The 25,713-nt window shown below is 58.8% G+C and carries 31 protein-coding genes and 1 tRNA gene; 14 read left to right on the top strand and 18 right to left on the bottom strand.

From position 1 onward, the window contains the following. Window positions 1-328 precede the first annotated feature (328 nt). Window positions 329-1,126 carry a creatininase family protein gene (locus tag BN1800_RS24000; RefSeq protein WP_027513540.1) on the top strand — a complete coding sequence of 266 codons (798 nt, stop codon included), beginning with the start codon at window positions 329-331 and terminating at the stop codon, window positions 1,124-1,126. Window positions 1,127-1,128: 2 nt separating this feature from the next. On the opposite strand, the gene BN1800_RS23995 is transcribed toward BN1800_RS24000, so the two are convergent. Further along, the gene (locus BN1800_RS23995; protein ID WP_027513541.1) at window positions 1,129-2,079 is read right to left on the bottom strand and encodes a LysR family transcriptional regulator; all 951 of its coding nucleotides are present in this window, start codon (window positions 2,077-2,079) and stop codon (window positions 1,129-1,131) included. Window positions 2,080-2,262: 183 nt separating this feature from the next. Between BN1800_RS23995 and BN1800_RS23990 the strand changes: the two genes are divergently transcribed. The 6 genes from BN1800_RS23990 to BN1800_RS23965 all read left to right on the top strand — a co-directional run bounded on the left by BN1800_RS23990 (window position 2,263) and on the right by BN1800_RS23965 (window position 8,326). Continuing rightward, window positions 2,263-3,279: an ABC transporter substrate-binding protein gene (locus tag BN1800_RS23990; RefSeq protein WP_087001462.1), complete on the top strand. Its 1,017-nt coding sequence runs from the start codon at window positions 2,263-2,265 to the stop codon at window positions 3,277-3,279. Window positions 3,280-3,354: 75 nt separating this feature from the next. Beyond that, window positions 3,355-4,179: an ABC transporter ATP-binding protein gene (locus BN1800_RS23985; protein WP_027513543.1), complete on the top strand. Its 825-nt coding sequence runs from the start codon at window positions 3,355-3,357 to the stop codon at window positions 4,177-4,179. Next, entirely contained in the window at window positions 4,179-5,024 is an 846-nt protein-coding gene (locus BN1800_RS23980; RefSeq protein WP_087001454.1) for an ABC transporter permease, read from the top strand. The genes BN1800_RS23985 and BN1800_RS23980 overlap by 1 nt, the downstream gene beginning before the upstream one ends. Further along, window positions 5,024-6,337, top strand: coding sequence for a cytosine deaminase (locus BN1800_RS23975; protein ID WP_087001453.1), 1,314 nt, complete (start codon window positions 5,024-5,026; stop codon window positions 6,335-6,337). The genes BN1800_RS23980 and BN1800_RS23975 overlap by 1 nt, the downstream gene beginning before the upstream one ends. Window position 6,338: 1 nt before the next feature. Beyond that, on the top strand, window positions 6,339-7,748 hold the full coding sequence (locus BN1800_RS23970) for an FAD-binding oxidoreductase (RefSeq protein WP_087001452.1): 1,410 nt from the start codon (window positions 6,339-6,341) through the stop codon (window positions 7,746-7,748). Beyond that, a complete protein-coding gene (locus BN1800_RS23965) occupies window positions 7,745-8,326 on the top strand; it encodes an NAD(P)H-dependent oxidoreductase (protein ID WP_027513547.1) in 582 nt (193 codons plus the stop codon). The genes BN1800_RS23970 and BN1800_RS23965 overlap by 4 nt, the downstream gene beginning before the upstream one ends. Here the strand turns inward: BN1800_RS23965 and BN1800_RS23960 are convergent. From BN1800_RS23960 to metG, 4 genes are all read right to left on the bottom strand, one after another. Beyond that, window positions 8,323-8,712: a RidA family protein gene (locus BN1800_RS23960; RefSeq protein ID WP_087001451.1), complete on the bottom strand. Its 390-nt coding sequence runs from the start codon at window positions 8,710-8,712 to the stop codon at window positions 8,323-8,325. The two genes, BN1800_RS23965 and BN1800_RS23960, sit on opposite strands and share 4 nt — an antisense overlap. Before the next feature lie 103 nt (window positions 8,713-8,815). After that, complete coding sequence (locus BN1800_RS23955; protein ID WP_027513549.1) at window positions 8,816-9,646, bottom strand: MBL fold metallo-hydrolase; 831 nt, start codon at window positions 9,644-9,646, stop codon at window positions 8,816-8,818. A gap of 4 nt (window positions 9,647-9,650) precedes the next feature. Next, complete coding sequence (locus tag BN1800_RS23950) at window positions 9,651-10,433, bottom strand: TatD family hydrolase (RefSeq protein WP_087001450.1); 783 nt, start codon at window positions 10,431-10,433, stop codon at window positions 9,651-9,653. 8 nt (window positions 10,434-10,441) lie between these two features. Next, entirely contained in the window at window positions 10,442-11,992 is a 1,551-nt protein-coding gene (metG, locus tag BN1800_RS23945) for a methionine--tRNA ligase (RefSeq protein ID WP_027513551.1), read from the bottom strand. A 238-nt stretch (window positions 11,993-12,230) separates the two neighbouring features. Between metG and BN1800_RS23940 the strand changes: the two genes are divergently transcribed. Beyond that, on the top strand, window positions 12,231-13,031 hold the full coding sequence (locus BN1800_RS23940) for a sulfite exporter TauE/SafE family protein (protein ID WP_087001449.1): 801 nt from the start codon (window positions 12,231-12,233) through the stop codon (window positions 13,029-13,031). Here BN1800_RS23940 and BN1800_RS23935 read toward each other — a convergent pair whose 3' ends face one another. The 4 genes from BN1800_RS23935 to BN1800_RS23920 form a co-directional block, all read right to left on the bottom strand. Next, the gene (locus tag BN1800_RS23935) at window positions 13,032-14,057 is read right to left on the bottom strand and encodes a DNA polymerase III subunit delta' (RefSeq protein ID WP_087001448.1); all 1,026 of its coding nucleotides are present in this window, start codon (window positions 14,055-14,057) and stop codon (window positions 13,032-13,034) included. It abuts the gene before it with no gap. After that, window positions 14,050-14,733, bottom strand: coding sequence for a dTMP kinase (tmk, locus tag BN1800_RS23930; RefSeq protein WP_027513554.1), 684 nt, complete (start codon window positions 14,731-14,733; stop codon window positions 14,050-14,052). The genes BN1800_RS23935 and tmk overlap by 8 nt, the downstream gene beginning before the upstream one ends. 135 nt (window positions 14,734-14,868) lie before the next feature. Further along, window positions 14,869-16,062 carry a D-alanyl-D-alanine carboxypeptidase family protein gene (locus BN1800_RS23925; protein ID WP_087001447.1) on the bottom strand — a complete coding sequence of 398 codons (1,194 nt, stop codon included), beginning with the start codon at window positions 16,060-16,062 and terminating at the stop codon, window positions 14,869-14,871. A gap of 72 nt (window positions 16,063-16,134) precedes the next feature. Then, complete coding sequence (locus BN1800_RS23920; RefSeq protein WP_087001446.1) at window positions 16,135-17,220, bottom strand: septal ring lytic transglycosylase RlpA family protein; 1,086 nt, start codon at window positions 17,218-17,220, stop codon at window positions 16,135-16,137. A 272-nt stretch (window positions 17,221-17,492) separates the two neighbouring features. On the opposite strand from BN1800_RS23920, the gene BN1800_RS23915 reads away from it, so the two are divergent. The 3 genes from BN1800_RS23915 to BN1800_RS23900 all read left to right on the top strand — a co-directional run bounded on the left by BN1800_RS23915 (window position 17,493) and on the right by BN1800_RS23900 (window position 19,937). Beyond that, window positions 17,493-17,582 (top strand) — tRNA-Ser (locus BN1800_RS23915). Window positions 17,583-18,110: 528 nt separating this feature from the next. Then, window positions 18,111-18,683: a hypothetical protein gene (locus tag BN1800_RS23905; protein ID WP_143534070.1), complete on the top strand. Its 573-nt coding sequence runs from the start codon at window positions 18,111-18,113 to the stop codon at window positions 18,681-18,683. A gap of 6 nt (window positions 18,684-18,689) precedes the next feature. Beyond that, window positions 18,690-19,937, top strand: coding sequence for a hypothetical protein (locus BN1800_RS23900; protein ID WP_143534068.1), 1,248 nt, complete (start codon window positions 18,690-18,692; stop codon window positions 19,935-19,937). 40 nt (window positions 19,938-19,977) lie between these two features. On the opposite strand, the gene BN1800_RS23895 is transcribed toward BN1800_RS23900, so the two are convergent. The 3 genes from BN1800_RS23895 to BN1800_RS23885 are packed head-to-tail and all read right to left on the bottom strand — an operon-like array spanning window position 19,978 to window position 21,642. Then, a complete protein-coding gene (locus BN1800_RS23895) occupies window positions 19,978-20,274 on the bottom strand; it encodes a hypothetical protein (protein ID WP_143534065.1) in 297 nt (98 codons plus the stop codon). Window positions 20,275-20,297: 23 nt separating this feature from the next. Further along, the gene (locus BN1800_RS23890; protein WP_087001441.1) at window positions 20,298-20,489 is read right to left on the bottom strand and encodes a hypothetical protein; all 192 of its coding nucleotides are present in this window, start codon (window positions 20,487-20,489) and stop codon (window positions 20,298-20,300) included. A gap of 4 nt (window positions 20,490-20,493) precedes the next feature. Next, window positions 20,494-21,642: a hypothetical protein gene (locus BN1800_RS23885; protein ID WP_087001440.1), complete on the bottom strand. Its 1,149-nt coding sequence runs from the start codon at window positions 21,640-21,642 to the stop codon at window positions 20,494-20,496. Between the two features lie 570 nt (window positions 21,643-22,212). Here BN1800_RS23885 and BN1800_RS23880 point away from each other — a divergent pair. After that, window positions 22,213-22,521 carry an ATPase inhibitor subunit zeta gene (locus tag BN1800_RS23880; RefSeq protein WP_244564616.1) on the top strand — a complete coding sequence of 103 codons (309 nt, stop codon included), beginning with the start codon at window positions 22,213-22,215 and terminating at the stop codon, window positions 22,519-22,521. Window positions 22,522-22,724: 203 nt separating this feature from the next. After that, entirely contained in the window at window positions 22,725-22,877 is a 153-nt protein-coding gene (locus BN1800_RS23875) for a helix-turn-helix transcriptional regulator (protein WP_244564615.1), read from the top strand. Between the two features lie 2 nt (window positions 22,878-22,879). Here the strand turns inward: BN1800_RS23875 and BN1800_RS23870 are convergent, their stop codons facing one another. Both BN1800_RS23870 and BN1800_RS23865 read right to left on the bottom strand, forming a co-directional pair. Next, entirely contained in the window at window positions 22,880-23,095 is a 216-nt protein-coding gene (locus BN1800_RS23870) for a hypothetical protein (RefSeq protein WP_087001438.1), read from the bottom strand. Between the two features lie 12 nt (window positions 23,096-23,107). Continuing rightward, window positions 23,108-23,293, bottom strand: a complete 186-nt coding sequence (locus tag BN1800_RS23865; RefSeq protein ID WP_087001437.1) for a hypothetical protein — start codon at window positions 23,291-23,293, stop codon at window positions 23,108-23,110. A 30-nt stretch (window positions 23,294-23,323) separates the two neighbouring features. Between BN1800_RS23865 and BN1800_RS23860 the strand changes: the two genes are divergently transcribed. Continuing rightward, window positions 23,324-23,797, top strand: a complete 474-nt coding sequence (locus BN1800_RS23860; protein ID WP_087001436.1) for a hypothetical protein — start codon at window positions 23,324-23,326, stop codon at window positions 23,795-23,797. On the opposite strand, the gene BN1800_RS23855 is transcribed toward BN1800_RS23860, so the two are convergent. From BN1800_RS23855 to BN1800_RS23840, 4 genes are all read right to left on the bottom strand, one after another. Further along, the gene (locus tag BN1800_RS23855; protein WP_087001435.1) at window positions 23,794-24,003 is read right to left on the bottom strand and encodes a hypothetical protein; all 210 of its coding nucleotides are present in this window, start codon (window positions 24,001-24,003) and stop codon (window positions 23,794-23,796) included. The two genes, BN1800_RS23860 and BN1800_RS23855, sit on opposite strands and share 4 nt — an antisense overlap. An 83-nt stretch (window positions 24,004-24,086) precedes the next feature. Further along, window positions 24,087-24,488, bottom strand: coding sequence for a hypothetical protein (locus BN1800_RS23850; RefSeq protein WP_087001434.1), 402 nt, complete (start codon window positions 24,486-24,488; stop codon window positions 24,087-24,089). 280 nt (window positions 24,489-24,768) lie between these two features. Continuing rightward, complete coding sequence (locus tag BN1800_RS41515) at window positions 24,769-24,960, bottom strand: hypothetical protein (RefSeq protein ID WP_179213873.1); 192 nt, start codon at window positions 24,958-24,960, stop codon at window positions 24,769-24,771. 96 nt (window positions 24,961-25,056) lie between these two features. After that, the gene (locus BN1800_RS23840) at window positions 25,057-25,551 is read right to left on the bottom strand and encodes a hypothetical protein (RefSeq protein ID WP_143534063.1); all 495 of its coding nucleotides are present in this window, start codon (window positions 25,549-25,551) and stop codon (window positions 25,057-25,059) included. Window positions 25,552-25,713 lie beyond the last annotated feature (162 nt).

Genomic DNA, 25,713 nt, shown 5'->3' with positions numbered 1-25,713 from the left:
CTCCCAGGTCATCAAAACCGGGGAGAGTGTGACATTCCAACTTTGCAGAAACAGGACACTTTAACTTTGCGGCTACAAATCAAAGTTGGATAATCTATCTTATGGAACTTAAGCGTACCGCCTGCATGGGGATTTGCGAAAGTACCCCGGGCCATCGCCACGATGTTGGCAGCAAACAAGCATCATGTCGGCCAAGTCATAGTCCCATTCTCAAGCCGTATTCACCGCACCTCTCACAAAAAGGCATCGGCGCTGGCGCAAATTGATGCTTTTCGCGCGCTGTACGATTTCCTACTGAGTGTCTAAGAGTGCAAGGAAGGAATGCTGGATGGCGACGCCGTTTTATTGGAACGAACTCAATACCTATGATTTCGCCGCGTTACCTCCCGACACGACCATAGCCATTCTTCCGATCGCGTCGACCGAGCAGCACGGCCCGCATCTCCCGATCGCCACCGATGTCGCCATCGCTAACGGCATGCTCTCGGAGTTGAAAAGGAAGCGGCCGGAAGACCTCGACATATTGGTGCTGGCGACGCAGGAGATTGGCAAGGCGAACGAACATATCTACGGCCCGGGCACGCTCTCGCTTGGGGCTGAGCTTTTGATCCCCGTCTGGACCGCGATCGGTGCGAAGGTCGCCGAAGCCGGGATCCGAAAGATGGTGATCGTCAATTCGCACGGCGGCAATCTCGACGTTATGAGCATCGTCGCCCGGGAACTGCGCGTACGTTACCAAATGGCCGTTTTGTCGACGCAATGGGGCCGTTTCGGCCATCCGGAGGGCATGATCAGCGAACATGAAACGAAATACGGCATTCATGGCGGCGAGGTGGAGACCTCCCTGATGCTGCACTTCCGGCCGGACCTGGTGCGCATGGACAACGCGCAGAATTTTATCTCGAAGGCGGAATGGATGCGGGAACAGTCGAACTATATTCAGCCTCTGCCCCCGCACTCTCTTGCCTGGATCGCCCATGATCTCAATCCATACGGCGTCGTCGGCGACGCCTCGCGCGGCACCGCGGAAAAAGGCGCGGCCATCTGCAGCCATCAGGTGAAAGGCTTCATCGAGATGCTCTATGATCTGAAGCGCTATCCGCTCTCAAATCTTTACGCGAAGTAAGATCAATCCGCGGCCGACTTGTCCGACGCGATATGGCCCTTGACCTGAAGCTCCTGCACAAGTCCTGCAAGCTCGGCCAGCAGGTATTCGACGAAGAGGCTCGTTGCCGCATCCAGCGGCGCGCGGGCGCGCGCGAACAGCTTCATCGGCTGCTGGCGTGCATGCGGCTCGGCGATCGGCCGGAAGACGAGCTCGCCGTTTCTGCACTCGGTGATGACGTCGAGCGGGTTTAGCATCGTCAGCCCTGCCCCGGATTTCACCAGTTTCTTCAGCATCTCCGAAGCGTTGGTTTCGAGAACCGGCTCGAGATGGACGTCGAGCCGGGCAAAAGCCAGATTTATCACGTCACGAAGACTGGTGCCCTGTTGTGCCAGCACCAGCCGCTCCTGCACCACGTCCGCCAGATTGATCGGGCCGGGGGCGATCAAACGATGCCCCGGCGGCAGGACGACGCCGATCGGGATATCGAAATTCCCGAGCGTGCGAATACCGGGTGTCGGGGGAATATTGAAGCCAAGCCCGATATCCACCTCGCCCGACAGTACAGGATTGACGGTCATCGTGCCGGCATCGTTCCTGATTTGGAAGAAGACGCGCGGATGCTCCGATTGAAAGCGGCTGATGATTTCCGCGAGCGGCCCGGCGGCAAGCCCGACCGTCGTTACCAGCCGCACCTTGCCCGCTTGCTGCATCCTGAGACTGCGAATGCGGCCCTCCAGGCGATCGTAGTTCTTCAGAACTTCGCGAATGTGTTCGATGCACAGTTCGCCGGCCGCTGTCAGCCTCAGGCCGCGCGGCAGGCGCTCGAAGAGCGGAGCACCCATTTCCTCCTCCAGCGCCAAGATCTGCCGGTTGATGGCGGACGAAGCGACGTTCAGCCGCGCCGCTGCCTTGCGGATGGAGCCCGACCGGGCGATTTCGTTGATGTAGAGAAGTTTTCTGGAATGCAGCATCGCGCCCTCGGTGCATCAATTTTAGGCACGCAGCACAAATTAGGCGCGCGCGCTCTTTGAGATGCCAAAAAGGCATCGTTGCGCACGAATTTTGATGCTTTTCAAAGAGCATTGCAATCGCTCAAATGAAGAAAATGGGACGCTGATTACGGCGATCCCTGACACCAAAGGGGAATGTCGAACATGTCCAATGCACTGAAAAATATTGCATTCACCGTACTCCTTGGTCTCGGTGCTGCAATTGCCGCGGCCCCGTCAGGCTACGCGCTCGACAACGTGACCTATGGCACCAATTGGCTGGCGCAGGCCGAGCATGGCGGCTTCTATCAGGCGATCGCTGATGGCACTTACGAAAAGTATGGTCTTGATGTCAGCATCGTTCAGGGCGGTCCGAACGCGGCAAACAGCGCGCTGCTGATCTCCGGCAAGATCGACTTCTACATGGGCGGCCCGCAGGGCGAAATCACGGCCGTGGAGCAAGGCATTCCGTTGGTGGATGTCGCGGCCATCTTCCAGAAGGACCCGCATGTGCTGATCGCGCACCCGGACGCCGGCGTCGAGACGTTCGAAGACCTTGCCAAGCTGAAGACGCTCTTCCTCAGCAAGGACGGTTACCTGACCTACTTCGAGTGGATGAAGGCAAACTACAAGGGCTTCAAGGACGAACAGTACAAGCCGTACAACTTCAATCCCGCGCCGTTCATTGCCGACAAAGAGTCGGCACAGCAAGGTTACCTGACGTCCGAACCCTACGAAATCCAGAAGCAGACGGGCTGGGAGCCGAAGCTGTTTCTGCTCGCGGACAACGGTTACACCCCATATTCCACGATGATCACAACGACGCAGACGATGATCGACAAGAAGCCGGACGTCGTCCAGCGCTTCGTCGATGCCTCGATCGAGGGGTGGTACAATTATCTCTACGGCGACAACAGCAAGGCGAATGAACTGATTAAGAAGGACAATCCGGAAATGACGGATGGCCAGATCGCCTATTCCATCGCCAAGATGAAGGAATTCGGCATCGTCGAATCGGGCGAGGCTCTGGACAAGGGCATCGGCTGTATCACCGACGCCCATTATAAGAAATTCTTCGAGGGAATGGTTGGGATCAAGATCTTCAAGGCGGACACCGACTACACGAAGGCCTTTACGACGAAATTCGTCTGCAAGGGCAGCGGCATGGCGCTGAAGAAGTAAGCCTGCGCTCGCTTTGTGATGGCCTGCCGCGTCCAAGCGTCAGGCTGCACCGTCTTCGAACGAAGAGAACCCGCAATGCCCCTAGCCGAAATCCAGACGGCGCCTCTCAAGGAAAAACGCAAACGGCCGCTGGTTGCCATGCAATCCGTTTCGAAGGTCTTCTCCAGCGGAACGGTTGCGCTTTCCGGCATGTCGCTCACCGTCGAGAACGGCGAGTTCATCAGCCTGCTCGGCCCTTCGGGTTGCGGCAAGTCGACGGCGCTTCGCATCATCGCTGGACTTGGCGACATCACGTCCGGAACGATCGACTGGCCGAGTTCACGCATCAACGCCAAAGGATTGCCGGAGGGCGATATCGGCTTCGTTTTCCAGGAACCGACGCTGATGCCGTGGAAAAGCGTCTTCGGCAATGTCTACCTGCCGCTGAAGCTGCGCGGCGTCTCGAAGGCGGCGGCCCGCGATCAGATCATGAGCGCGCTTGCGACCGTTGGCCTGCGGGACTTCGCGGAAGCCTACCCACGTGAGCTCTCCGGCGGCATGAAGATGCGCGTCTCGATCGCCCGCGCTCTGGTAACCAAGCCGAAGCTGCTCCTGATGGACGAGCCTTTCGCGGCGCTCGACGAGATCAGCCGCCAGAAGCTAAACGACGACGTGCTGCTGCTCTGGAAGATGACCGGCATCACTGTGATCTTCGTGACGCATTCGGTGTTCGAGTCCGCCTATCTTTCCAGCCGGATCATCGTCATGAAAGCGCGCCCTGGCCGGGTCCATGCGGACCTCCCGCTTGTCACAAACCGGGAACGCGACGCCCATTATCGCACCTCGGAGGAATACCGGCGGGCCTGCGAAACAGTCTCTTACTCGCTGATCGGGGCAATCAACGCGGCAAAGGAAGATTGATGAGCACGGACACAGCCGAGGCCCTCGCGCCGTCGATCTCCAATACAGTCAATGCCAAGCGGCGTGATCTGGTTCTCAGGATCGCGGTTCCCTTCATCGCCATCATCGTTCTGGTCGTCATTTGGGGGTTTTACGTCACACTGTCTGGTGTTCCGCCCTATATTCTGCCCGGTCCGCTCGCCGTTGCCAACGCCTTTGTCGCGGATTGGGGAACGTTGGCCCCTGCCCTTTGGGTCACGACCAAGGTTACCTTCATGTCGCTGATGCTGGCGCTGGTCGGCGGCGTCGGTTTTGCGATCTTCCTTGTGCAATCCCGCTGGATCGAGATCGCCTTCTATCCGCTCGCGGTGATCCTGCAGGTGACGCCCATCGTGGCGATCTCACCGCTCATCCTGATCTACGCACCATCGACGCAAGTTGCACTGTTGATCTGTGCCTTCCTCGTCGCCTTCTTCCCGATCCTCTCCAACATGGTTCAGGGCCTGAAGAGCGTCGATCACAATCTGATCAACCTCTTCGAACTCTATGGCGCCTCGCGTTGGCAGACGCTGCTTTATCTGAAACTGCCCGCAGCTCAGCCTTATTTTATGACCGGCCTCAGGATCGGCGGCGGACTTGCGCTGATTGCTGCCGTGGTGGCGGAATTTGCAGCAGGCTCGGCAGGTGCTGGTTCCGGCCTTGCCTTCCGCCTGCTCGAGGCCCAGTACCGGTTGAACATACCCCGGCTCTTTGCGGCGCTGCTGATGCTATCGATGCTCGGCGTCGCAATCTTCGCCGTCACGTCCTTCATCTCGTGGCTTAGCCTGCATCGCTGGCATGAAAGCAGCCTGAGGCGCGAAAACTGATGACCTATTCCTTCATCTCGCCTCCCAATGCCGGCCGCTTCGTGCTGAGCAATGCGACGCTTCCGGCAGCCGCTGTTGGCCGTTATGACGCGCCAGCCGAAGAGGGACTGGTCAGAGCCGATATCGTCGTCGCCGACGGTCTGGTTTCCGCCGTTCTGCCGCCAGGCGAAGCACCGGCGGACTATGCAAAGTCTGACCTCAAGGGCGGCATGGTTTGGCCGTGCTTCGCAGACATTCATACGCATCTCGACAAAGGACATATCTGGTCGCGCAATGCCAATCCCGACGGCACCTTCATGGGGGCATTGGAAGCCGTGCGCGCCGACCGCGAGGCATACTGGTCCGCCGCCGACGTCAGGACGCGCATGGAATTCTCGCTGCGGTCCGCCTATGCCCACGGCACTAGCCTCATCCGTACCCATCTCGATTCCATCGCGCCGCAACATCGAATTTCGTTCGATGTCTTCGATGAGCTACGGGAGGCCTGGAGGGACAGGATTACGTTGCAGGCCGTCGCACTCTTCCCGATGGAATTCATGGTGGATGCCGCCTACTTTGCCGATCTCGTGACGGTGGTTCGCGAAAAAGGCGGGCTGCTTGGCGGGGTCACGAGGACTGGGCCTGACCTCGTCTGGCAACTCGATACGCTGTTTCGAACCGCAGCGGACAATGGACTCGATGTCGACCTCCATGTCGACGAGACCGACGATCCGGGCGCGGAAACGCTGAAGGCAATCGCCGATGCGGTGATCCGCAACGGCTTTCAAGGCAACGTCACAGCCGGCCACTGCTGCTCGCTCGCGCGGCAGGATGACGGTCTCGCCCGGAGGACTGTTGACTTGGTCGCCAAAGCTGGCCTCTCGATCATCTCGCTTCCGATGTGCAACCTGTATCTGCAGGACCGCTATCCAGGGAGGACACCGCGCTGGCGCGGAGTGACGCTCTTCAAGGAGCTTGCCGCAGCCGGCGTCAAGACCGCCGTCGCCTCCGACAATGCCCGCGATCCCTTCTATGCCTACGGCGACCTTGATCCGGTCGAGGTGTTCCGCGAGGCGGTACGCATCCTGCATCTCGATCATCCGCTGGATACCGCCGCCCGCGTCATCACCACGTCGCCGGCGTCGATCGTCGGCCGCCCGGATATCGGCCGGATCGCGGCGGGAAGCCCCGCCGATCTCGTCCTCTTCAGCGCCCGGCGTTGGAGCGAATTCCTTTCCCGTCCGCAGTCTGACCGCGTCGTCCTTCGACGCGGCAAGGTGATCGACCGCAGCCTGCCGGATTACCGTGAACTCGATAGCATCGTTGGAGCCTGACATGCCGGACTACGAGAAGATCAAAAAGGAACTTGCAGGCATCGCCGTTGAGGACAATCCGGCGCTCGTGCGACAGAAGAGCCGCGATTTCTATTGGTACTCGCCTATCCTGAAGGCGCAGCTCGACAGTGTGACCGCCGATCTCGTCGTCACCCCGAAGAGCGAGGAGGAGGTCATCCAGACGCTGAAGGTCGCCTTCGCGCATGGCGTCCCGGTGACGCCGCGCGGCGCCGGCACAGGCAATTACGGCCAGGCCATGCCACTTTCGGGAGGCATCGTGCTCAACCTTGCGGCCATGGACAAGATCAAGGAAATCCATCCGGGCCGCGTCATCTGCGAGCCCGGCATCGTCATCGCCCAGTTGGACAAGCAGACGAAGGCCCATTCCGGTCAGGAACTGCGCTTCCATCCGTCGACGGCGCAGACGGCGACGATTGGTGGCTTCATTGCCGGCGGCTCCGGTGGCGTTGGCTCGATCACCTGGGGCGGACTGCGCGACCTCGGCAATATCCTGCGGCTGCGCGTCGTCACCATGGAAGCCGAGCCACGGGTGCTCGACCTGACGGGGTGGGACTTGCAGAAAGTCAGCCATGCCTACGGCACCAACGGTATCATCACCGAGATCGAAATGCCGCTCGCGCCGGCCTACGACTGGGCGGATGTGCTGGTCGGCTATGACGACTTCATGGCGGCCGTCCGCTTCTCCGATGCGCTCGCACGGTGCAACGGCATCCTCGTCAAGGAGATCGCGCCGATTGCCGCTCCGATCCCGCAAGACTATTTCACCCGCCACAGACCCTACATTCGCAAGGACCAGTCGGTCGTCGTCCTGATGATCGCGCCGCATTCCATGGATGCATTCCTCGCCTTTGCTGCATCACAGAAGGGTGAGATCATCTTTCGCTCCGACAAGGTGGAGAGCATGCGGGGCATTCCGCACGCCTACGAGCTTGCCTGGAACCATACGACGCTGCGCGCGCTGAAGATCGATCCGACTTTCACCTATCTGCAGGTGCAATATCCGGGGCCGGATCATGTCGAGAAGGTTCGGAAGATGGTCGAAATCTTTGGCGACGAAGTGCCTGGGCATCTCGAATTCATCAGGTTCGATGGCCAGATTCAGTGCTCGGGCCTGCCGCTGGTGCGCTACACGACGGAAGAGCGCCTCGAAGAAATCATCCACATACATCAGGATCACGGCTGCCCGATCTTCAACCCGCACCGCTATACGCTGGAGGAAGGCGGCATGAAGCGCACCGACAAGATTCAGCTTGCCTTCAAGCATGAGACCGACCCGAAGGGACTGCTCAATCCAGGCAAGATGATCGCCTGGGAGAATCCCGATTTCGACTTCTCGGCGGGCAAGAATTATCTGTTCCCGGGGCTTGCCAGCGTCATGGAGCCCTCGTGAGGGTTCTTGTCCTTCATTCGCATCCGGTTGAGGAAAGCTACGGCGCAGCCCTTTACCGGCAGGCAGTCGAAAGCCTCACGAAGGCCGGACACGAAGTTGACGGCTGCGATCTCTATGCGGAGAATTTCGATCCGGTGCTCTCCCGCCATGATCGCCTCGCCTATCACGACTATCCGGACAATATTGCTTTGGTGAAACCCTATGTCGATCGGCTCAAGCAGGCGGAAGGACTTGTGATCGTCACACCGGTTTGGAATTTCGGTTTTCCGGCAATCCTGAAAGGATATTTCGATCGCGTGTGGCTGCCGGGCGTATCTTTCGAACTGGTTGATGGAAAGGTCGAATCCCGGCTCCGCCATATCGGCAAGCTTGGAGCCGTCCTGACTTACGGCGCCACGCCCTTCCGTGCCTTTGTGGCAGGCAATCCGCCAAAGAAGATCGTCAAGCGCGTACTGCGCGCCCAGATAAACCCGCTGAAGCCGGTCACCTTCCTTGCCCACTATGACATGAACAACTGCACGCCGGAAACCCGCGCAAATTTCCTCGAAAGGGTGAAGACCGCTATGGAGGGGTTCTAAAAGACCTTGGCGGCCGTTACCTCCACTTCCACCAAGAATTCCGCCCGGGTGAACCCGCTGACGATGATGAGCGTCGACGTCGGCTTTGGGTCGGCTGTATAGCGGTCGCGCACGGCCATATAGGCCGGAAAGTCCTCGCGCTGCGTCAGGAAGCCAGAAATGCGGATGACATCTGCAAAGCTCATATCCGCGTCTTCAAGGATGGCCTTGATTGCCTCGAAGCACAGTTCCGCCTGCGCCGTCACACCCTTGGGCACACTGTCGTCGAGACCGATCCCGAGTTGGCCGGATGTCACCAGCAGCGAAGCGCCAGGCGGCACCATCAGGCCGTGATTATAGTTTCCGAAAGGTCGGCGAACCGACGGCGGATTGAAAATCTTCGTCATAGAAGGGCCTTTTTCAAACCCAATCCCTTATAAAGGAAATCGTCGCTATTCCAAGTGCTTGAAGGCCTGGATCGACGTTCCGGAAGGCCTGGAAGCCCCTCCTCTAAATCGCGCGAAGCTCGTCCAGTTCGATCTCGAACTGCATCTGATCATAGGCAGGCACAACATGATCCGGCGTCTCGGCCATCAAGGTGTCGTAGTCGAGTGGCGTATGCATATGTGTCAGGATTGCTCGCTTCGGCTTCAGCCGCCCGATCCAGTCTAGCGATTGCTCAAGCGACAGATGGCTCGGATGGTAGCGATACTGCAGGGCGTCGATGATAAGGGTGTCGAGACCTTGAAGTTTTTCTATAGTCTCCGGTGGAAAGTCACTGATATCGCTGCAATAAGCGACATCGCCTATTCTGAAGCCGAGCGAGTGGATATCGCCGTGCTGCTGCAGATGCGGCCTGAACGGAATCGTGCCGCCGGCGCCGCTGATGGCGATCGGTATCTCGATATCCTCGATCAGGATCGGTTCGACGATTGGCGGATAGTTGCTGCCGGGCGGCGTTTCGATGCAGTAGCTGAAGCCCTGGCGAATGCGGTCCATCGTGAATGGATTGGCATAGATCGGCACGCGCTGCTGGGCGTTGTGAAAATAGCCGCGCAGATCGTCGATGCCGTGAATATGGTCGGCATGCGGATGCGTATAGAGCACGGCGTCGATGTGCTCTACCTTGGCGGCGATCATCTGTTCGCGAAAGTCCGATCCGGTATCGATGACGACGGTCGTGACCCCGCCGTTGTCATCGTATTGCTGTACCATGAAGGCTGCGCGCGTGCGGCGGTTCTTCGGGTTGGCCGGATCGCAGGCGCCCCAATCGCCGGTGATGCGCGGCACGCCGGGCGACGACGCGCAGCCGAGAATGGTGAAGCGCCGCCGGTAACGCACGCGGCTAGACCTTCGGCATCTTCGAGAAGAGCCGGAAAGCGTTCTCGGTGGTGATCCGCGCCATCTCGGCGTGGCTGACGCCGAGCGTTTCAGCCAGAATCTCGGCGGTATTCACCACATAGGACGGCTCGTTGCGCTTGCCCCGCCAGCGCTTAGGCGCAAGGTAAGGCGCGTCGGTTTCGACCAGCAGCCGGTCGTGCGGAACCGTTTTGGCGATCGCCCGCAACTCCTCGGATTTCGGAAAGGTGAGGATGCCCGAGAAGGAAATGTAGCCGCCGAGTTCGACGCCGGTTCGGGCAAGCCCGGGGCCGGCCGAGAAGCAGTGGAGAATGAAGGGGAAGGCCCCCTTCCCGGTCTCCTCTGTCAGGATCGCCGCCATGTCCTCGTCAGCGCTACGGCTATGGATCACCAGCGGCAACTGCGTTTCGCGTGCGGCAGCGATGTGGCGCAAAAAACCGGTCTTTTGATCCTCCGGCTTCTGGGTGTCGTAGAAGTAATCGAGCCCAGCCTCGCCGATCGCGACGATCTTCTCATGGGCATTGGCGAGACGCACGAGATCTTCGGTCTGGATCTCGAGCTCCTCATCCGCATTGTTCGGATGCGTGCCGACGGAGCAGAAGACCGAGGGATATTTCTCGGTGATCGCGAGCAGCTTTTCGAGCTTCCGCACCCGGGTCGAGATCGTCACCATCTGCTTCACGCCGGCCTGATGCGCGCGAGACACGATTTCATCGCGCTCCTCCTCGAAATCGGCGAAATCCAGATGGCAATGCGTATCGATCAGCATGGCAGACCTCAGGCCTCCGGCGCCACATAACGCGGGAAGACAGGCTTCGGAGCCTCCAGCGGCGTTCCGGGAACAAGGCGTCCGGCTTCGCCCAGTGCCGCGAAATCGCGCCTGTCGGCAGGTGCGGCGACGAGGTCGAGCAGCTTGCCCGCCGATTCCGGCATGAACGGCTGCAGCAGGATCGCAATCTGGCGGACGACTTCAGCCGCCACATAAAGCACGGTGCCCATCCGCGTCGGATCGGTTTTCTTCAGCGCCCACGGTTCCTGGCCTGCGAAATAGCGGTCGGTTTCTGAAACAACCGCTATGATGGAAGCGAGTGCCCTGTGGATCATCTGCTTGTCCATATCGTCGCGCGTGGAGGCAAGCAGCGCGTCGACCTGAGCCAGCATCGCCTTGTCCTCGTCCATCAGCTGCCCGCAATCCGGAATCTGGCCGTCGCAGTTCTTAAAGATCATCGACAGCGAGCGGCTCGCGAGATTGCCGATGCCGTTCGCAAGATCGGAATTGATCCGCGTGCCGATCGCCTCTTCGCTATAGCTGCCGTCCTGACCGAAGGAAACTTCGCGCAGGAAGAAATAGCGCACCTGATCGAGACCGAAATGGTTCACCAGATTGACGGGATCGACGACATTGCCGACCGACTTCGACATCTTCTCGCCCTTGTTGAGCAGGAAGCCATGCGCAAAGACCCGCTTCGGCAGTGGCAGCTTTGCCGACATCAGGAAGGCTGGCCAATAGACCGCGTGGAAGCGGATGATGTCCTTGCCGATGACGTGAACGTTGGCCGGCCAGTATTTCGCTCTCGGGCCGTTCGGATCCTGGAGATAGCCGGTCGCTGTGATGTAATTGGTCAGCGCATCGACCCAGACATACATGACGTGCGCCGGATCGTTGGGTACCCTGATTCCCCAATCGAAGGTCGTGCGCGAAATCGAAAGGTCTTTCAAGCCGGACTTGACGAAGGAGATCACTTCGTTGCGCCGCTCGGCCGGGCCGATAAAATCGGGATTATCCTCATAGTGCTTGAGGAGCTTGTCCTGGTATTCGGAAAGCTTGAAGAAGTAGCTTTCCTCCTGCACCCATTCGACTGGCGTGCCCTGCGGCCCGTAGCGCACGCCGTCGGCGCGAAGCTCCGTTTCGTTTTCCTGGTAATAGGCCTCGTCGCGCACCGAATACCAGCCGGCGTAGGAATCCTTGTAGACATCGCCGTTTTCCGCCATCAGGTTCCAGATGTCCCTGGAGGCCTCGTGGTGGCGGGCTTCCGTCGTGCGGATGAAATCGTCGTTCGAGGCGTTCAGCAGCTTGGCCATCGCCTGGAACTCACCGGAGTTGCGGTCGGCAAGCTCCTGGGCGGTGATGCCCTCAGCGCGTGCCGTCTGCTGCATCTTCTGGCCGTGCTCGTCGGTGCCCGTCAGAAAGAAGACATCGCGGCCATTAAGGCGCTGAAAGCGTGCCATGGCGTCCGTCGCGATCAGCTCGTAGGCATGGCCGATATGCGGCTTGCCGTTCGGATAGGAAATCGCGGTGGTGATGTAGAAAGGCGTCTTGTCTGTCATGGCGGCCATCGTGTCCGGCTTGCTCTCTCGAAATATCAGCCGCTCTTAGCGCATGTCATGGAGAAGAGAAACACTAAGTTTCCAAAGCGACTGTGATTTGGCGGTTTGCCGGAGCGCTGAGCTTGACTCGCTTTCTGCCACATTCTAGGCCTTGCGAACATAAAGAACGGGGCGCAATCGACGTGAGATTTCCAGCAGCGGACAAAAGCCGTTTCTCTGTCCGTCAGAGGCCCGTCGCTTGACGTTTCTCGAAAATTTTCAGCCGCTCTATTCGCTTTCCGGCTTTTTCGTTGGCGCGCTTGTCGGCATCACTGGCGTCGGCGGCGGCTCGCTGATGACGCCGCTGCTTGTCCTGCTTTTCGGCATCCATCCGGCAACCGCGGTCGGCACTGACCTGCTTTATGCCGCCGTCACAAAGACGGCGGGCACGGCGGTTCATGGCATGCATGGCCGCATCAACTGGCGTGTTGTCGGCGCGCTGGGCGCGGGCAGCGTTCCGGCAGCGCTTCTGATGCTCTGGCTGATGGCAGGCGTCGACCGCAAGAGCGTCGAGGTTGCCCATACGATTACCGTTGCACTTGGCTGGCTGCTCGTCATGACAGCGGTGATGCTTGTCTTCCGGGCGCAGATCCTCGTATTCGCCCGCCGGGTCACCGGCGAGCGCGCCCCGCCCCGCCCGGCGACGATTGTCATTCTCACCACCGTCCTCGGACTGGCGCTCGGCATCCTCGTTACGCTGACATCGGTCGGCGCCGGTGCACTGGGCGTGACGATCCTGCTTGTCCTTTATCCGCGGCTCGATGTCCGCGAAATCGTCGGCTCCGATATCGTCCATGCGGTGCCGCTGACGCTGATCGGCGGCATGGGCTACTGGATCATCGGAGAGATCGACTGGCCACTGCTGATTGCGCTGCTGATCGGTTCGATTCCGGGCATCATCGCCGGCAGTCTCCTGGCGCCGAAGCTGCATGAACGCACGATCCGCATCGTTCTTGCACTCACGCTTGTAATCGTCGCGTGGAAGCTGCTCACAGGCTGATCAGGGCCCCGGCTGCTTGATATCGCCGAGAATACTAAGGATCGTCTGCTTGCGGTCGAGATTGTAAGCGTCGGAAACGGCAAGCCGCTCGTTGATATCGGATTGCAGCCGTGCCAGCCGTTCGGCGGCGGAAAGCTGCCCTACCCGCGCCGCTTGGCGCGCCCGGCTCATGAGATCGTCGCCGACATAGCTCGTGAAGAACTCGAAGATCGTGTCGCTATCCTTGCCGGACAAGGCATCCGCCAGGCGATGCATCGCCTTTCGAGCCGTCGGACCTTGAGCCGACAGGACCTCGCTGTAAGCCGCGATGATCTCGCCGCCCCCATAATTCAGAAGCTTCAATGCCTCCCCGACGCTTCCCTTCGCCGCCGATAGCATCGAGGCATCGCTGCCGGTTACGCCGAGAGTGGCGAGCGCCGCACCCAAAGCGCTGTTATCCAGCGGCGAAAGCCTGAGCGGGAGACACCGGGAACGGATCGTCGGCAGAAGCTTGCCCGGTGCATGCGACAGCACGAGGAAAAGCGCCCGTTTCGGCGGCTCCTCGAGAATTTTCAGGATGGCGTTTGCCGCGTTGCGGTTCATGTCGTCTGCCGGATCGATGATGACGATGCGCCAGTTGCCTGTTCCGGAAGTCTGCGAGAAGAAGCGTCCGGCGCGCCGCACCTCGTCCACCGTGATCGCCGACTTCACCTTGCCTGTCTTCTCGTCGACGGGACGGGAAAGATAGAGCAGGTTATGCGAGGCCCCTGAAGCGATCTGGCGGCTGACGGAAGAGGCTGGGTCGGGATCGCCGATCGCTGTAGGCGCCATTGCCGGATCGGGATTCGACAGAACGTAATTCGCAAAGCGAAAAGCCAGCGTTGCCTTTCCGATCCCCTCCGGCCCCTCGATCAGGACCGCGTGATGGCCTTTGCCGGAGCGGTAGGATTGCGAAAGAAAGGCTTGTGCGCCGTCATGCCCGAAGAGTTTAGTGTTTTCGGCCGGCCAGATGGCGCCGTCCAGAAGTCCCGGTCGCTCGTCACTCATGCGCGGCCTCCGGCATCTTCGCGGCGGCAACGGGTGCAAGAAGCTGGTTGACGATCGCGAGAATTTCCGCGGCAATCGCCTCTTCGTCCTGGGTCGCGTTGACGACGTGGCACCGTTCCGGTTCGCGCGCGGCTATGTCGAGATAGGCTTCGCGGCGTTTTTCGTGGATTTCGAGTTCGTCCTTTTCGAAGCGGTCCGGTCCGCTGGCCGTCGCCGCACTGCGCTTCTTTACTCGCTCCAGACCAAGCCTTGCTGGAATGTCGAGGATCAGCGTGCAATCCGGCACGACGCCGTTGACGGCAATCCGCTGCAGCGTCTCGATGAAATCCGCCTCGAGATTGCCCGTCACGCCCTGATAGACGCGCGAGGAATCCATGAAGCGGTCGCACAGCACGATCTTGCTCTGAAGAAGCGCTGGGCGAATCACCGCCTCGACGTGATCATTGCGGGCCGCGGCAAAGAGAATGGCTTCCATGCGCGTGCCGAAGGCCTCCGCGGCGCCGGACAGCAACACATGGCGCACGGCTTCGGCACCGGGCGAGCCGCCGGGTTCCCGCGTCAGCAGAACCTCATGGCCGCGCGCCCTCAGCGCTTCCGCCAGCCGGCGGATCTGCGTGGACTTCCCAGCCCCTTCCCCGCCTTCAAACGTAACGAACAATCCCGTACCGGATGACAATGACACATTCCCGCATTCTTCAGCGCCCGCGCCACTGGGCTTTCTTCCTATCTATCCGAAGACAGGGCCAAGCGAAACCGTCAGGCTGGACACCTTCCGTTCCTTCCCCGGCAATTTAGGCAATGAATATGGCGATCAGGTGGGTTCGGCCGTGTCCCAGAGCCATGAGAAGAGCAGCGATTCGCCGAGCTCCAGAAGCGCATCGAACGCCCGGCTCGTCAGCGAACCCTGCGCGACGCCTTGTGCGGTATAAAGCGGCACTTCGCGCAATATGCGGCCGCCCGCCGAGATGACCAGCGTGCCCGCTTCGGCATCGGCAGCAACGGGCGCCGTCAGCGGCCAGCGATAGACGATCCTCGCTGAGAGCCTGTCAGGATTGCTGACCGGAATGTAGACACTGACGGGCCCCTTCGCGACGAGGTCCACTTTTCCGGTCTGGCCGCCATAGACGCTGGCCGCGCCGACAACTTCCTTGTCCGCGAACAACTGACGATCCTCGAAAGCGGTCTGCCCCCATTCCAAGATGCGCTTTGCCTCCTCGGTCCGTTCCTTGTCGGAAGCAATGCCGCCGAGCGCCAGGAAGAGCCGCTTTCCGTCACGCTCCGCCGAGGCGACGATCGAATATCCCTCGCCCTCGGCAAAGCCGGTTGCCAGCCCGTCGGCGCCAAGCCCTAAGCCCAGCAAGGGATTGCGGTTGCGCTGGAAGATCTTGTTCCACTCGAAATCCGGCTGCGCGAAGTAATGATAATATTCGGGGTAGGATTGCCGCAGATCGACCGCGAGCGCCACCAGGTCACGCGCGGACACCTTGCTTTTGCCGTCCGGCAGGCCGGTGGAGTTAGTAAAGATCGATTTCTGCATGCCGAGCGTCTGCGCCCGTCGCGTCATTGCGGCAGCGAAATTGCCCTCGGTGCCGCTCATGCCCTCCGCAAGGATGATGCACCCGTCGTTCGCGCCCTGGACGGCAACGCCTTTGATCAAGTCCTCGACGCGAATATGGGATTTCAGCGCTGCGAACATCGTTGCCGTCCGCGATGGTGCGCCTCCCGTGCGCCAGGCATGTTCGGAAACCGGATATTCGGTATCGAGCGTGATCTCGCCCTTCTTCAGTGAGCCGAAGACCAGATCCATCGTCATCAGCTTTGCCAGCGAGGCAGGTGAGAAGCTCTGCTCCTCATTCTTCGCAAGCAGCACCGTTCCGGTCGATGCCTCGATCATATAGGCCTGCGCGGCCTTGGTCACAAAGCCGGCGGGCGCGGTTTCGGCAGCGTTCGATTGCGAAGCGAAGGGCAGAAGGCACGCACACAGACGAAGCAGACGCTTCAACATCGAGGCTCCATGGGATCGAAGGTTCGACTCTCGACGTTAGAGGCAGCGCGCGGCGCGCGCAATCGCTTCCAATCAGGGTGCGATCTGTTTTGCCTGTTGGCGCTTGAAAGAGGCGAGGATCGAATCCTGCGTCAGACCGTCATTGCGGACCATGACGGCGTCGAAGGCGAGCTCGACGGTCACCGTCTTCTCGTCCCCGCCCTGGTAGCCCATGGCGGGCGAACCGCCCTGCCCGTAGCCGTAAGGGCGCTCATAGGGAATGGGTCCAATCTGCGGCAGCACGACCATCTGCTCGAACGCCCCTCCTGAATTGCCGAAGGTCGGAGATGGCATGGGCACGGGTGCCGCATTGTAGCGCGCGCTTGGCGTCGAGCCGCCGTAGGCCGTCGCGGACATAGGCACCGGCACCTTAGCCTGATCGACAGTCAACGAGCCAAGGCTCTGCAGTTGATCGCCGGTGATCTTCTTGCTGTTCGACGCAACCATCACGCCGGTTGCGATCTGCCCTCCCGGATTGACGCCCGGAACCCGGCTTCCCTTCGGCACGTAGGATGCCATCAGGTAAGGCATGTCGTGCCCATCCATGCGCGCCTTGCCGACATATTGAACGCGCACCTTGCCGGTGCCGCTGTGCTGCAGGTCGAGCATGGTCGCCGTCTTGTTGGAAAGGTCGATGATGCGGCCTTCGTGATAGGGGCCGCGGTCGTTGACGCGCACGACCACCGACGAGCCGTTTTCGAGATTGGTGACACGCGCGTAGCTCGGCAGCGGGAAGGTCGGATGCGCGGCGGAAAGGTGCATCTGGTCGTAGACTTCGCCGTTTGCCGTCAGCCGGCCGTGAAATGCGGAGCCATACCACGATGCGACGCCCACTTTGCTATAGGCGAAGTCTTCCTTGGGATAATACCACTTGCCCTTGACCTCGTAAGGGTTGCCGACGATGTAGCGCCCGCCGCCCTTCGGTATGTTGGCGCCGCTGGCAACGCGCGGGCTTGCTTTGACGCCATATTCCTTTTCGGAGAAATATTCCTTGCCGTGAGCGCGCTTTTTCGGCGCCTGCGAAGCCGTACCGCAAGCCGTGACGGTGGCGCACATCAGCGCCAGCGCCAGCCACCGCGTACCCATTGCGAAAGAGGCCGCCCCGTATTCCAGTCTCATATGTCCCACGCCGCCCAAGATCGTATGGTTAAGCAACTGCCCGATGACGGGCCAATATTGCGTACGCCCACTCACCTAACGAGACTTTAACTCGGCGACAGTCATGGCGAATTTGCGAAATGATTTCCTGGCGATAGCAACAATTTTAATGATCATGGTTTACAGAATCCTAACAGCGCTTCGCTCAACCGTTAACCGGCCGGTCTTCCGGCCGCAGATTTTTCCGCCCTACCCTTGCATTGGCCATGCCCTTTGCGCCATAAGGCGCACAAGGAAGAGTGTCCGAGTGGTTTAAGGAACCGGTCTTGAAAACCGGCGTGCGGGAAACCGTACCGTGGGTTCGAATCCCACCTCTTCCGCCAAATTGCCAGTAAGTTATTGTTTTTGCTATTAAATTAAATAAACAATTTTCGTTATAACAGATTTTATAATTCATTCCCGAAAGCTCGAAATTATTCAGCCTATGCGCCCGCTATGCGGCCCGCGTTAGTACAGCGAACCGCCCGGCCTTTGCTCGCGAACAAGTACCTGCTGAACGGCTGCATACAACTGCTTCGCAAACGCGATGCCCTGATTTGTGGTAATCCGCGTTTCCCCGGTTCCGGCGTCAACCCGGATGGAGGTCCGGTTGCTGTAATTGTTCGTTACGTTCTCTGTCCCGGTTTCCTTCGAGCGCCCGGCGAAATTGGAAAGCCCGGCAAGGTCGCTGGACTTTGGCAAAGCGCAAGCGCTCATAAGACCCATCATTGTCGTTGCAGACGCAGCAAGCCCCGCGCCGCTGGTAACTAGTCCAGTAAGCCCGCTGCCGCCTCCCGCAACAGCGACGACCCAACCCTGTTGACAATCATACTAGCCCAACGACTATGCGAGCTAAGCGTAGGGGGACGAATTTGATTTGGGAGAGTTGGCCATGGAAGCAAGCCCTGCTTAGGGACGCAAAAAAACTTGATGGCTTCTTTTTGGGAGAAGACGACGAGCAGGCTAATGTTGACTACGAGAGAGCCATTTTTCAGGCAGGCTTCACCATCCGCAAACTGCTTGAGGCAAAAAAACTAACGGATCGAACGGCGCTTTCTGATGTGAAATGCCGGAAACTTGCTCTGCTCGATCCGGCTCGAATACCCGACCGGATGACCAGGCATTGGCCGAGCGAGTTCTACGACGTCGCAAATCGCCAATCTGCGACGGTGAAATTGTCGTTTCTGACAAATCAGCTGGTTCATAGTTTCGTTTTCGCCCCCACTACTAGGTGCGAAACAGACTTTCATGCAGAAGGTTTCTTCTTGAACTCGGACTATGACCGGAGCAAATGCCTGTATGAGTATGAGCTAGCTGAGTTGGTGCGAATAATGCGGCTTGTCGGAAATGATGAAGTAGATCGCATCGACTATAAGCGTGACGATAATGGCGAATGGATTTCCCGCAATTACGGGCCGGACGAGCCAGAAGCAAAACAGTCATAGGTCAACATGCTTGGATATCGAAAACGGTCGTTTGGCCGTGCACATGATCTCCTCACCACCTTACGAAACGATCAGAATAATCTCGCCGCTCTCAGAGAAATGCAGGCGTTGCTGTTGGGTGAGATTATTCTAACGGAAGAACGCATTCGCCCACTAAAAATGGAGTTAAAAACAATTGATCCGGATGCACCGGATGCGGACCTCAAACGTTTTGTGTTTTTGACGAATCGGATTGAAGGCCTGCGAAGGTGTGCGTTTATCTGGCGCTGTTTTGGAGACGCAATCGCCTTCCTCTACATGGACAAATACGCGCTGAAGCAAACCCTCTACAACACGGACAATTATAACGCCAAGCAGAGTGCGGGTTTCATTGGTGGGAAAGATGGCCTCAGAACGGAATTAGCTGTTTTGGATTCATTCGTCGACGCCAGAATTCCGGCGCTTCTCGTGGACATTACGAACACAATACGTCATGGCGATATCTGCGTGATGGCAGGCCCAGATCCGATGTTGGTCGAGGTGAAGGCATCGAAGAAGAAGCTCAACCCAAGGGGACGAAAGCAGACCCGCAGTCTCGAAATGCTAAACACGTTCTTCACGACTGACAGAGCTAAAGGACTGCGCGGAATGGAGGAGGTTCGGCGTCGAGGATCGAGGGTCGCCGAGCGAGATCATGTGGACCTGATGAACATGTGCATCGGCAAGGCAAGGGAATACGGCTACGGGATTGAGCAGCCAGAAAAAGGCTTGTTCTATGTCGCCATGGGGGACGATGCTCCAACCATCCAGGAGATTTTTGCGGATATGGGACTGCGAGAGCCGCTTGTGTTTGGTTGGAACATTGAAAAGTCCCAACAGACGTGGGTACCCTTCGTCCCGTTCACGCTAACCATTGAAGACAAGGATGCACTTTGGGATTTTATACAGGGCAAATTGTTCGTGATGGTGGTCTTGGAAATTGACCGACTAAAAGAGATCGCAGCGGAAATTGGGCTAAACGCAGCTTACGATGAGCAAAGCGACCCTAGTTATCCACTGAAATTCGAACTAGTCGGGGGCGCGGGTTTAAGTGATATATCGAGGCAAATGATTAGTCGGATCGGGATGGAGTGTGTGTCGCCGGAGACGATAATTCAAAGGGCAGCTGAAATGTATGCCAACTCAGCCGAGGAATTTTCTGCCGAAAAAGAGCAGCAGGAATCGGCATCCGTGACATTCGCCGGTTCGTTTGAAGTTCGGCCCACCACCAACTGACCGGCGCGCCGCTGACCTCAGGATTTGGCCTCAAAGAGTGTCAAGACGCCTTTTCCGGCGTGGCGTTTGCCCGCCGCCGATAAGCTCGGAACGAAAGCTCGCCCATTCCGGTCAGGTTGAAGCTGATATCGGCAACCTCGTCGCCCATGCGTTCGGCGCATGTTGCAAGCTTGGCCGCGAGCGCCAATAGCGCCTCGTCGCGCTTCGCCTTATCGCCGTTGGGATCGATTGCGGCGAACGGCTCTCTTGGTCTTCTGGCGATATCGTCCAGACCGGCGTCGGCCAAAGATTCCATGATGCTTGAATCTTCGGCGCGTTCCATTTCGGTGGTCTTCATTTTTTCCGTTCCTTCCTGCCATTTCATGGCCGCCTCTTTTCTACCGCAGCAATTTGCGCCCGGAGGACTCGCACTTCGGTAACAAGCTTCGCAAGCATGCGGCTTTCAAGCCTTTCCATCGCCGCGTTGGTAAGTGCGCGCTCCTCGTCCAGCAGCTTGGCAAGCTCGGTGGCAAACGTTTCGTAGAATCCCCGCGTAAGAACCGGCTTTCCCATGGCGTTACCAGCCGATTTCTTCGATAAAACAGATCCGGCCCGTTCCGCGCATGGCCCATGAAACGTCGGTCAGCAGTCTCAAGCCGAAAGCGGCAACCTGCCAAAGCGACTGCGTTTCAGCGGTCAACGGTTCGGCAATCGGCTCAGAATCTTCGGTTACGATCAGCGCTTCCTCGGTAATCGAATATTCCAGATCGCCTTCGCCAATCGCCAGCGCGGCGGCGTCCAGCGCGACAATCTGATTTTCAGCAAGCGACGGCGCGGTGATCCACGGCACGAGCGCAGCGCCGGGCGCGGCGACGAGCGCGCGGACTCTGACTTCCTCGCGGGACAGAAAAACCAGATCGCCCGCGCCGGGAATGGCGGCGGCCAACGCGCCGAGATCGACGGCGATTGCTGCCGCGCCGGTTTCCGCCGACGCTGGCAAGGGCGCAACGCTGTAGAGCAAGCCTGCGGGCGTCGCCCCGGCTGCGGCGTTGGCGGATAGCATCACGGCATCGACCACCGCCTGAATATCGCTGGCGGTAACGCTCTTCACGAGATTTTCAAAGCTCTCTCCGCTCGCCTTCGCCATTTCGCGGGTGTAGGTCGAAATCACCCCAATTCTTGAGGGGTTGGCGGCGGCGGCGACCAGCCTGCCCTTGCGAACCGGAATCGATTGGCCCTCGCCAAGGAAGCCGCCCGCAAGGTCGCCCGCTGTCGTCGCGGGAAGCGTTACGCCAGCGTTGCCGGTGAAGGATAGCCGAAGGGTTCCGGGACGGCGCGCAAGTTGCGAAAAGGCGCTTTGCGGTGCCAAGAAAGCAATCGGCCCAATCGTCGTGTCGGCAAGCTCTGCCGCCCAACCGGCAACACTCGTTTGCGCCGGGCTTGTCGCGGCTTTCAGAATTCCGTTGGGATTTGCGGCGGTTTCGAGCACGGCTTTCGCGACCGCTTCCGGGTAATTGCTTAGGACGTAGGCTGTGAAATCCTGCTTGGCCACCCGCGCTTTCAGCGAAGCGGCCATGGCCCGGATGATTTGCGTGGCGGGATCGGGTGAGCGGCCTTGCCGGTTTCCTTGCCGAAGCCCGGCAATCTGCCTTTGTGCGGAAATGCCAATCGATTTGGCGTGCTCGACCTTCCGTCGCAGATCGAGGATTTCGGCGTCGTCGCTCATAAAAAATCCCTCGCTTTGAGGGATGGCGATTTCGATCCGATTGCTTGCCGTTCGCGTCCGGCCATCCCTGCGAATTACTTGCTTGGCAATGTACCATTCTTACTTCCCCCACGCAACGAGCTATGTTTCTATAGCATGGCTGAAGGATAACTGTCGGTTGCAGTGGATCAATAGCGGGTCGGCTTAGGAGGGCATGAATTTATTTCGCGAAAGTTCGCGCGAATAAGAGGGGGCGGTCATAAACCCGGTGGGCCCTCCTTTTCGAACTCCCGCCCCGGGATGCAGCCCTACCGTGTATTTGACCAAGCGTGGTGGCATTTGAATTGCCGCTGCGTTAGGTTTTAGCCATACTAAATGTGCATATCTCATCAGCAATAAGGTGACCGCGATCTCGACCGAACGCCGGGAGAATGGGTGCGGCCTTGGCTGGCGATCAAGTGGGGATAGCGGCATTGCGCCAGGTGTGGACCAGAGCCGCAGTGTGCCTGACAGAACCCCGGCTGTTGCATTTACGATGATCCGTAGTGGGTTTCTGATATAATTCCAGAAGGCGAGCAATGGAGAATCTCAATGGATACGTTGCGAATGGTGCGGCGCAATAAGCTGGTTGGGATGTGGGCGGCGCAAAAATTGGGGTTAGTCGGCGAAAGTGCCACGGCCTACTCGAATGACCTCGCGAGGGGCACGCTCGACGTCAAACGCAACGACGTGTTGGCCATAATTCGCAGGGACTTCGATGCCGCGGGCGTGGTTCAATCCAAAGAGCAAATTCTGAGCGTCATGACCCAATCATGGCTGGATGCAGGAAGAAAAACAGACAGCGCAGATGCCAGCGACGCCGCACTGGTGCAGATTGCGCGCAATCTCCAGTCGAAATGACGACGGTGCTTAGAGGGAGGTTCAGTTCCGCGCGGACGCGCGTCAACGTGGCTGCGAAACAACTCCTGCCACGCTTCAAATGACTGCATTGGGCCGTAAGCTGCTGTGCTACCGAATTCGGTGCGCGCCGGTCTATAATCCCGCTCATGGCGAGCCAAACCGAACAATTCCAGGCGATGATTGCCGGGTTGGAGTCCGCTGGCATGAGCCACGCCGAAATCGCGCGGCAAGCGGGTGTTTCCCGTCAGACGATATGGCGGCTTGCCAATGGCGAAGGCCGGGCACCGCTCTGGCGAACGATTGCGAGGATCGAGGCGGTTCATCGCAAAATCGTTGCCGCGTCGGAAACCGGCTGATTTCAAGTTTCAGTGATCTGCTCGGCGTTCTTGTTCGCGGCCCGGTCCTTGCGGTTGAATCCGTTCATGGCGCGGTAAAGCAAATCCTTGCCGGGGCCGTCGGCGGCTATTTTCTTCTGTGCTGATCTAAATGCATCGCCATGCGCCGCTAAGATTTTAGCGGCGCTGCCTTCCCCAAGCAGAACCTCTTTCGCGACGATCTGCGAAAACGCCGCCACGGAAGGTTAGCTTTAAGGCTGAAGATTAGGGAAGAGCTGGTGACCAGCGGCAACCAGAGCCACCGCGCCAAGGACCAAGCCGGGGCCGGTCATGTTCCCCTCACGGAACCCCTTGATCACGATGTACCCGAGCAGTGACACCACGGCTAGACCGGCGGCACTCCCGAGGATGACGACGAACAGAACGAATGGGTTCATTAGCTTCTCCTTGAGTGACCGAGGTAGACCATGGTGGCTACGGTGTCCAGCTGCTTCTCGGATGTTTTCACCACAAATTTCTTAAGTGGCATCATAGCCCGCGCCGTGGCTCGATTTGCCCATGCGCCCGGATTTTCTATCGCCTCGCCCGCGAATTGGCCGACAAGGTTCGCCTCGGCACTATGCCGCTTTCCGAGGTTTACGAAATGGCGCATCGACAAGGACTCGAAGGCTAAGCGCGACCAGCGGATTTTCGGAAAATGGCTCGCTTGCTGGACGCAGCAGGAGATTGCCGAAAGCAAGGGGATGACTTCGCAGGCAATTGGCCAAGTTTTGAAAGAAACGGCAGATTTGCCATCACTTTCAAAAACCGAACAAACGCTGGCGAGCCATGCCGACGAGGCGTTCAAGCCGCCGATTTACAATGTCTGGAAACAGCAGAACCCGTTCCGCTGCCGTGCGCTCACAAGAGGAAATCGACAGGCAGCAAAAGCCACACGTTAGCGGACTTTGCGCGGATCCCGTGCGGCAGCTCTATATCCGGCCTCTGTGGTTTTCATCGGCCCATGCTTGCCCTTGCCAGCCGCTTCCCTGAAGGCGGATTTTGCAAGGCCCTTCGCATTGTTGGGTTTCTGCGACTTCCGCTTTTTCTTGCGCTCTTCATCGTCGAGCGCGATGCGCGCTTCCGTAGGATCGATGTATTTTTTCATAACGCCCCCAAGCCAGATTCATAGGATGCAGTTTCCGCTCCCAAAAGTATAGCCGGGAGAACGGGCGCTAATGGCCGCGCCTATCAATCCCCCGCCCGGCTGCTTGGCTCGGTGTTCATGCGAACCCGAATCCCCGGCTTTCGATGCGCCGGGCTGCACTGGACGGTAACGGTGGTGGATGGAAAATCGATGCTCCATTCTTCGAGCGGCGAAGGTTCTCTTTCGACAACCCCTAAACAAACGCATGCCCAAAGAAGCAACCGTTCTTCCGGCCAGGTTGAAAGCAGTTCCTCCGTCAGTTCGGCCCCATCGATGTGCATTCTGTGCCTCGTGAGAGATACGATTGCCCAATCGCGGGTGCTCCCGTATTTCACCACCCAATCTTTGCCAAGGACATCATTGGGCAGCGTCACCCGGCAATGAGCAACGCCATTTTCTGAGGCGACGGTAAACTGCACCGTCGCGTTGGGCGCGGTTGTGTCCATGTTCATTCCTCCATGCTGCTAGCCGGGCCATCGCCCCCGGCGTTGGCGTTCAGCGATTTGACTTTGATTCCCGGCTTTCGATGCCGCGCGCATCTTCTGTTCGGGCTGACGATCCCGCGCGTAACCGAGGTTTGGAATGTGAAGGGATCGCCGCACTCGGGGCAGCGCGATTCCCATATGGCCAATTCTGTCATGCGGCCATTGGCCCGCTCATGCGCGGTAACGCCGATGCAGCGATATTCTTGCTCGTTGAAGCTTGAGCGCATGCCAACAGTTACCCTCACCATGGCCGCGCCTCCCATTTGCCGGAAATGGCGGCCGTTTTTGATTTCCCGGAGGGCAAAATCCAGTTTTCGCCCCTGAAATCATCGATTTTCATGGTTCGAGTGTTACTGCGGCGTGAATCCCCTTCCCCTCCCATAATATATAAAGGAGTCCCGAATCCGGGAATCGGTGGCTGTTTTGATTTCATTGCCTTTTTCCCTTTCTGGCCTGCCAATCGCGGCGGGCTACTGAATCCCGAATCCGGGAGTGGTTGATTCCCGAATCCGGGAATCGGTGAAAATGCTCATTTTGGGCGATTTCGCTTCCGGCGCGCCTCTGCGAGTTCTTTCCGTTTCTTGGGCCATGCCTGGATGTGCTTGTCGTCCGTGCGCTTCCAATCGTTGGTCGGCGGCGCGCCGTCTTCGGTGCCGAAGAATGTCAACGTGTAGCGGCTGGCGCGGGATAAACCGTCCTCGCCTTTGCGACGGGCAACCCGCGCAAACCCCATGTGCCGAAGTTCGTCGATTGCGTCAGCGATGTAATTCCGGTTGATGCCGTAGCGCTTGAAATCGTCATGGGTGACGATAAGGGAGCCGTTCAATTGCCCCCCATGCTTCGAATGCTCAAGCATCAGGCGCAACAAGCCCTTTCTGGCGTGATCGGAAAGGGCGATGAACGGCACGCTTTCCAGTAGCTCATGCGTGGCCCACAGCCACGGGGTATTAGGCGGCGGCGAATTGAAGCGCTTGACGAGCTTGGCTTTCATGGAGCCGAGCCGATTGCCGCCGTTGCGCGTCATGGCATGCCTCCGCTGGCGATTGCCGGGCGGCATGTAAAACGGGCGTGAGGGAAAAGCAGGAAAGGCATCCATCTTCGGCTTTCGCTATGGGAAGGCCGGGGGCGGTCTTGCGACGGGTTCGGAATGCCATATAATTAAGGGGTCAGAAAGCGATGCATTCCG

The sequence above is a fragment of the Rhizobium sullae genome (genome assembly GCF_900169785.1).
Lineage (GTDB): Bacteria > Pseudomonadota > Alphaproteobacteria > Rhizobiales > Rhizobiaceae > Rhizobium > Rhizobium sullae.
The sequence above is the reverse complement of the archived record's forward strand: the minus strand, read 5'-3'. Positions and strand labels throughout refer to the sequence as shown.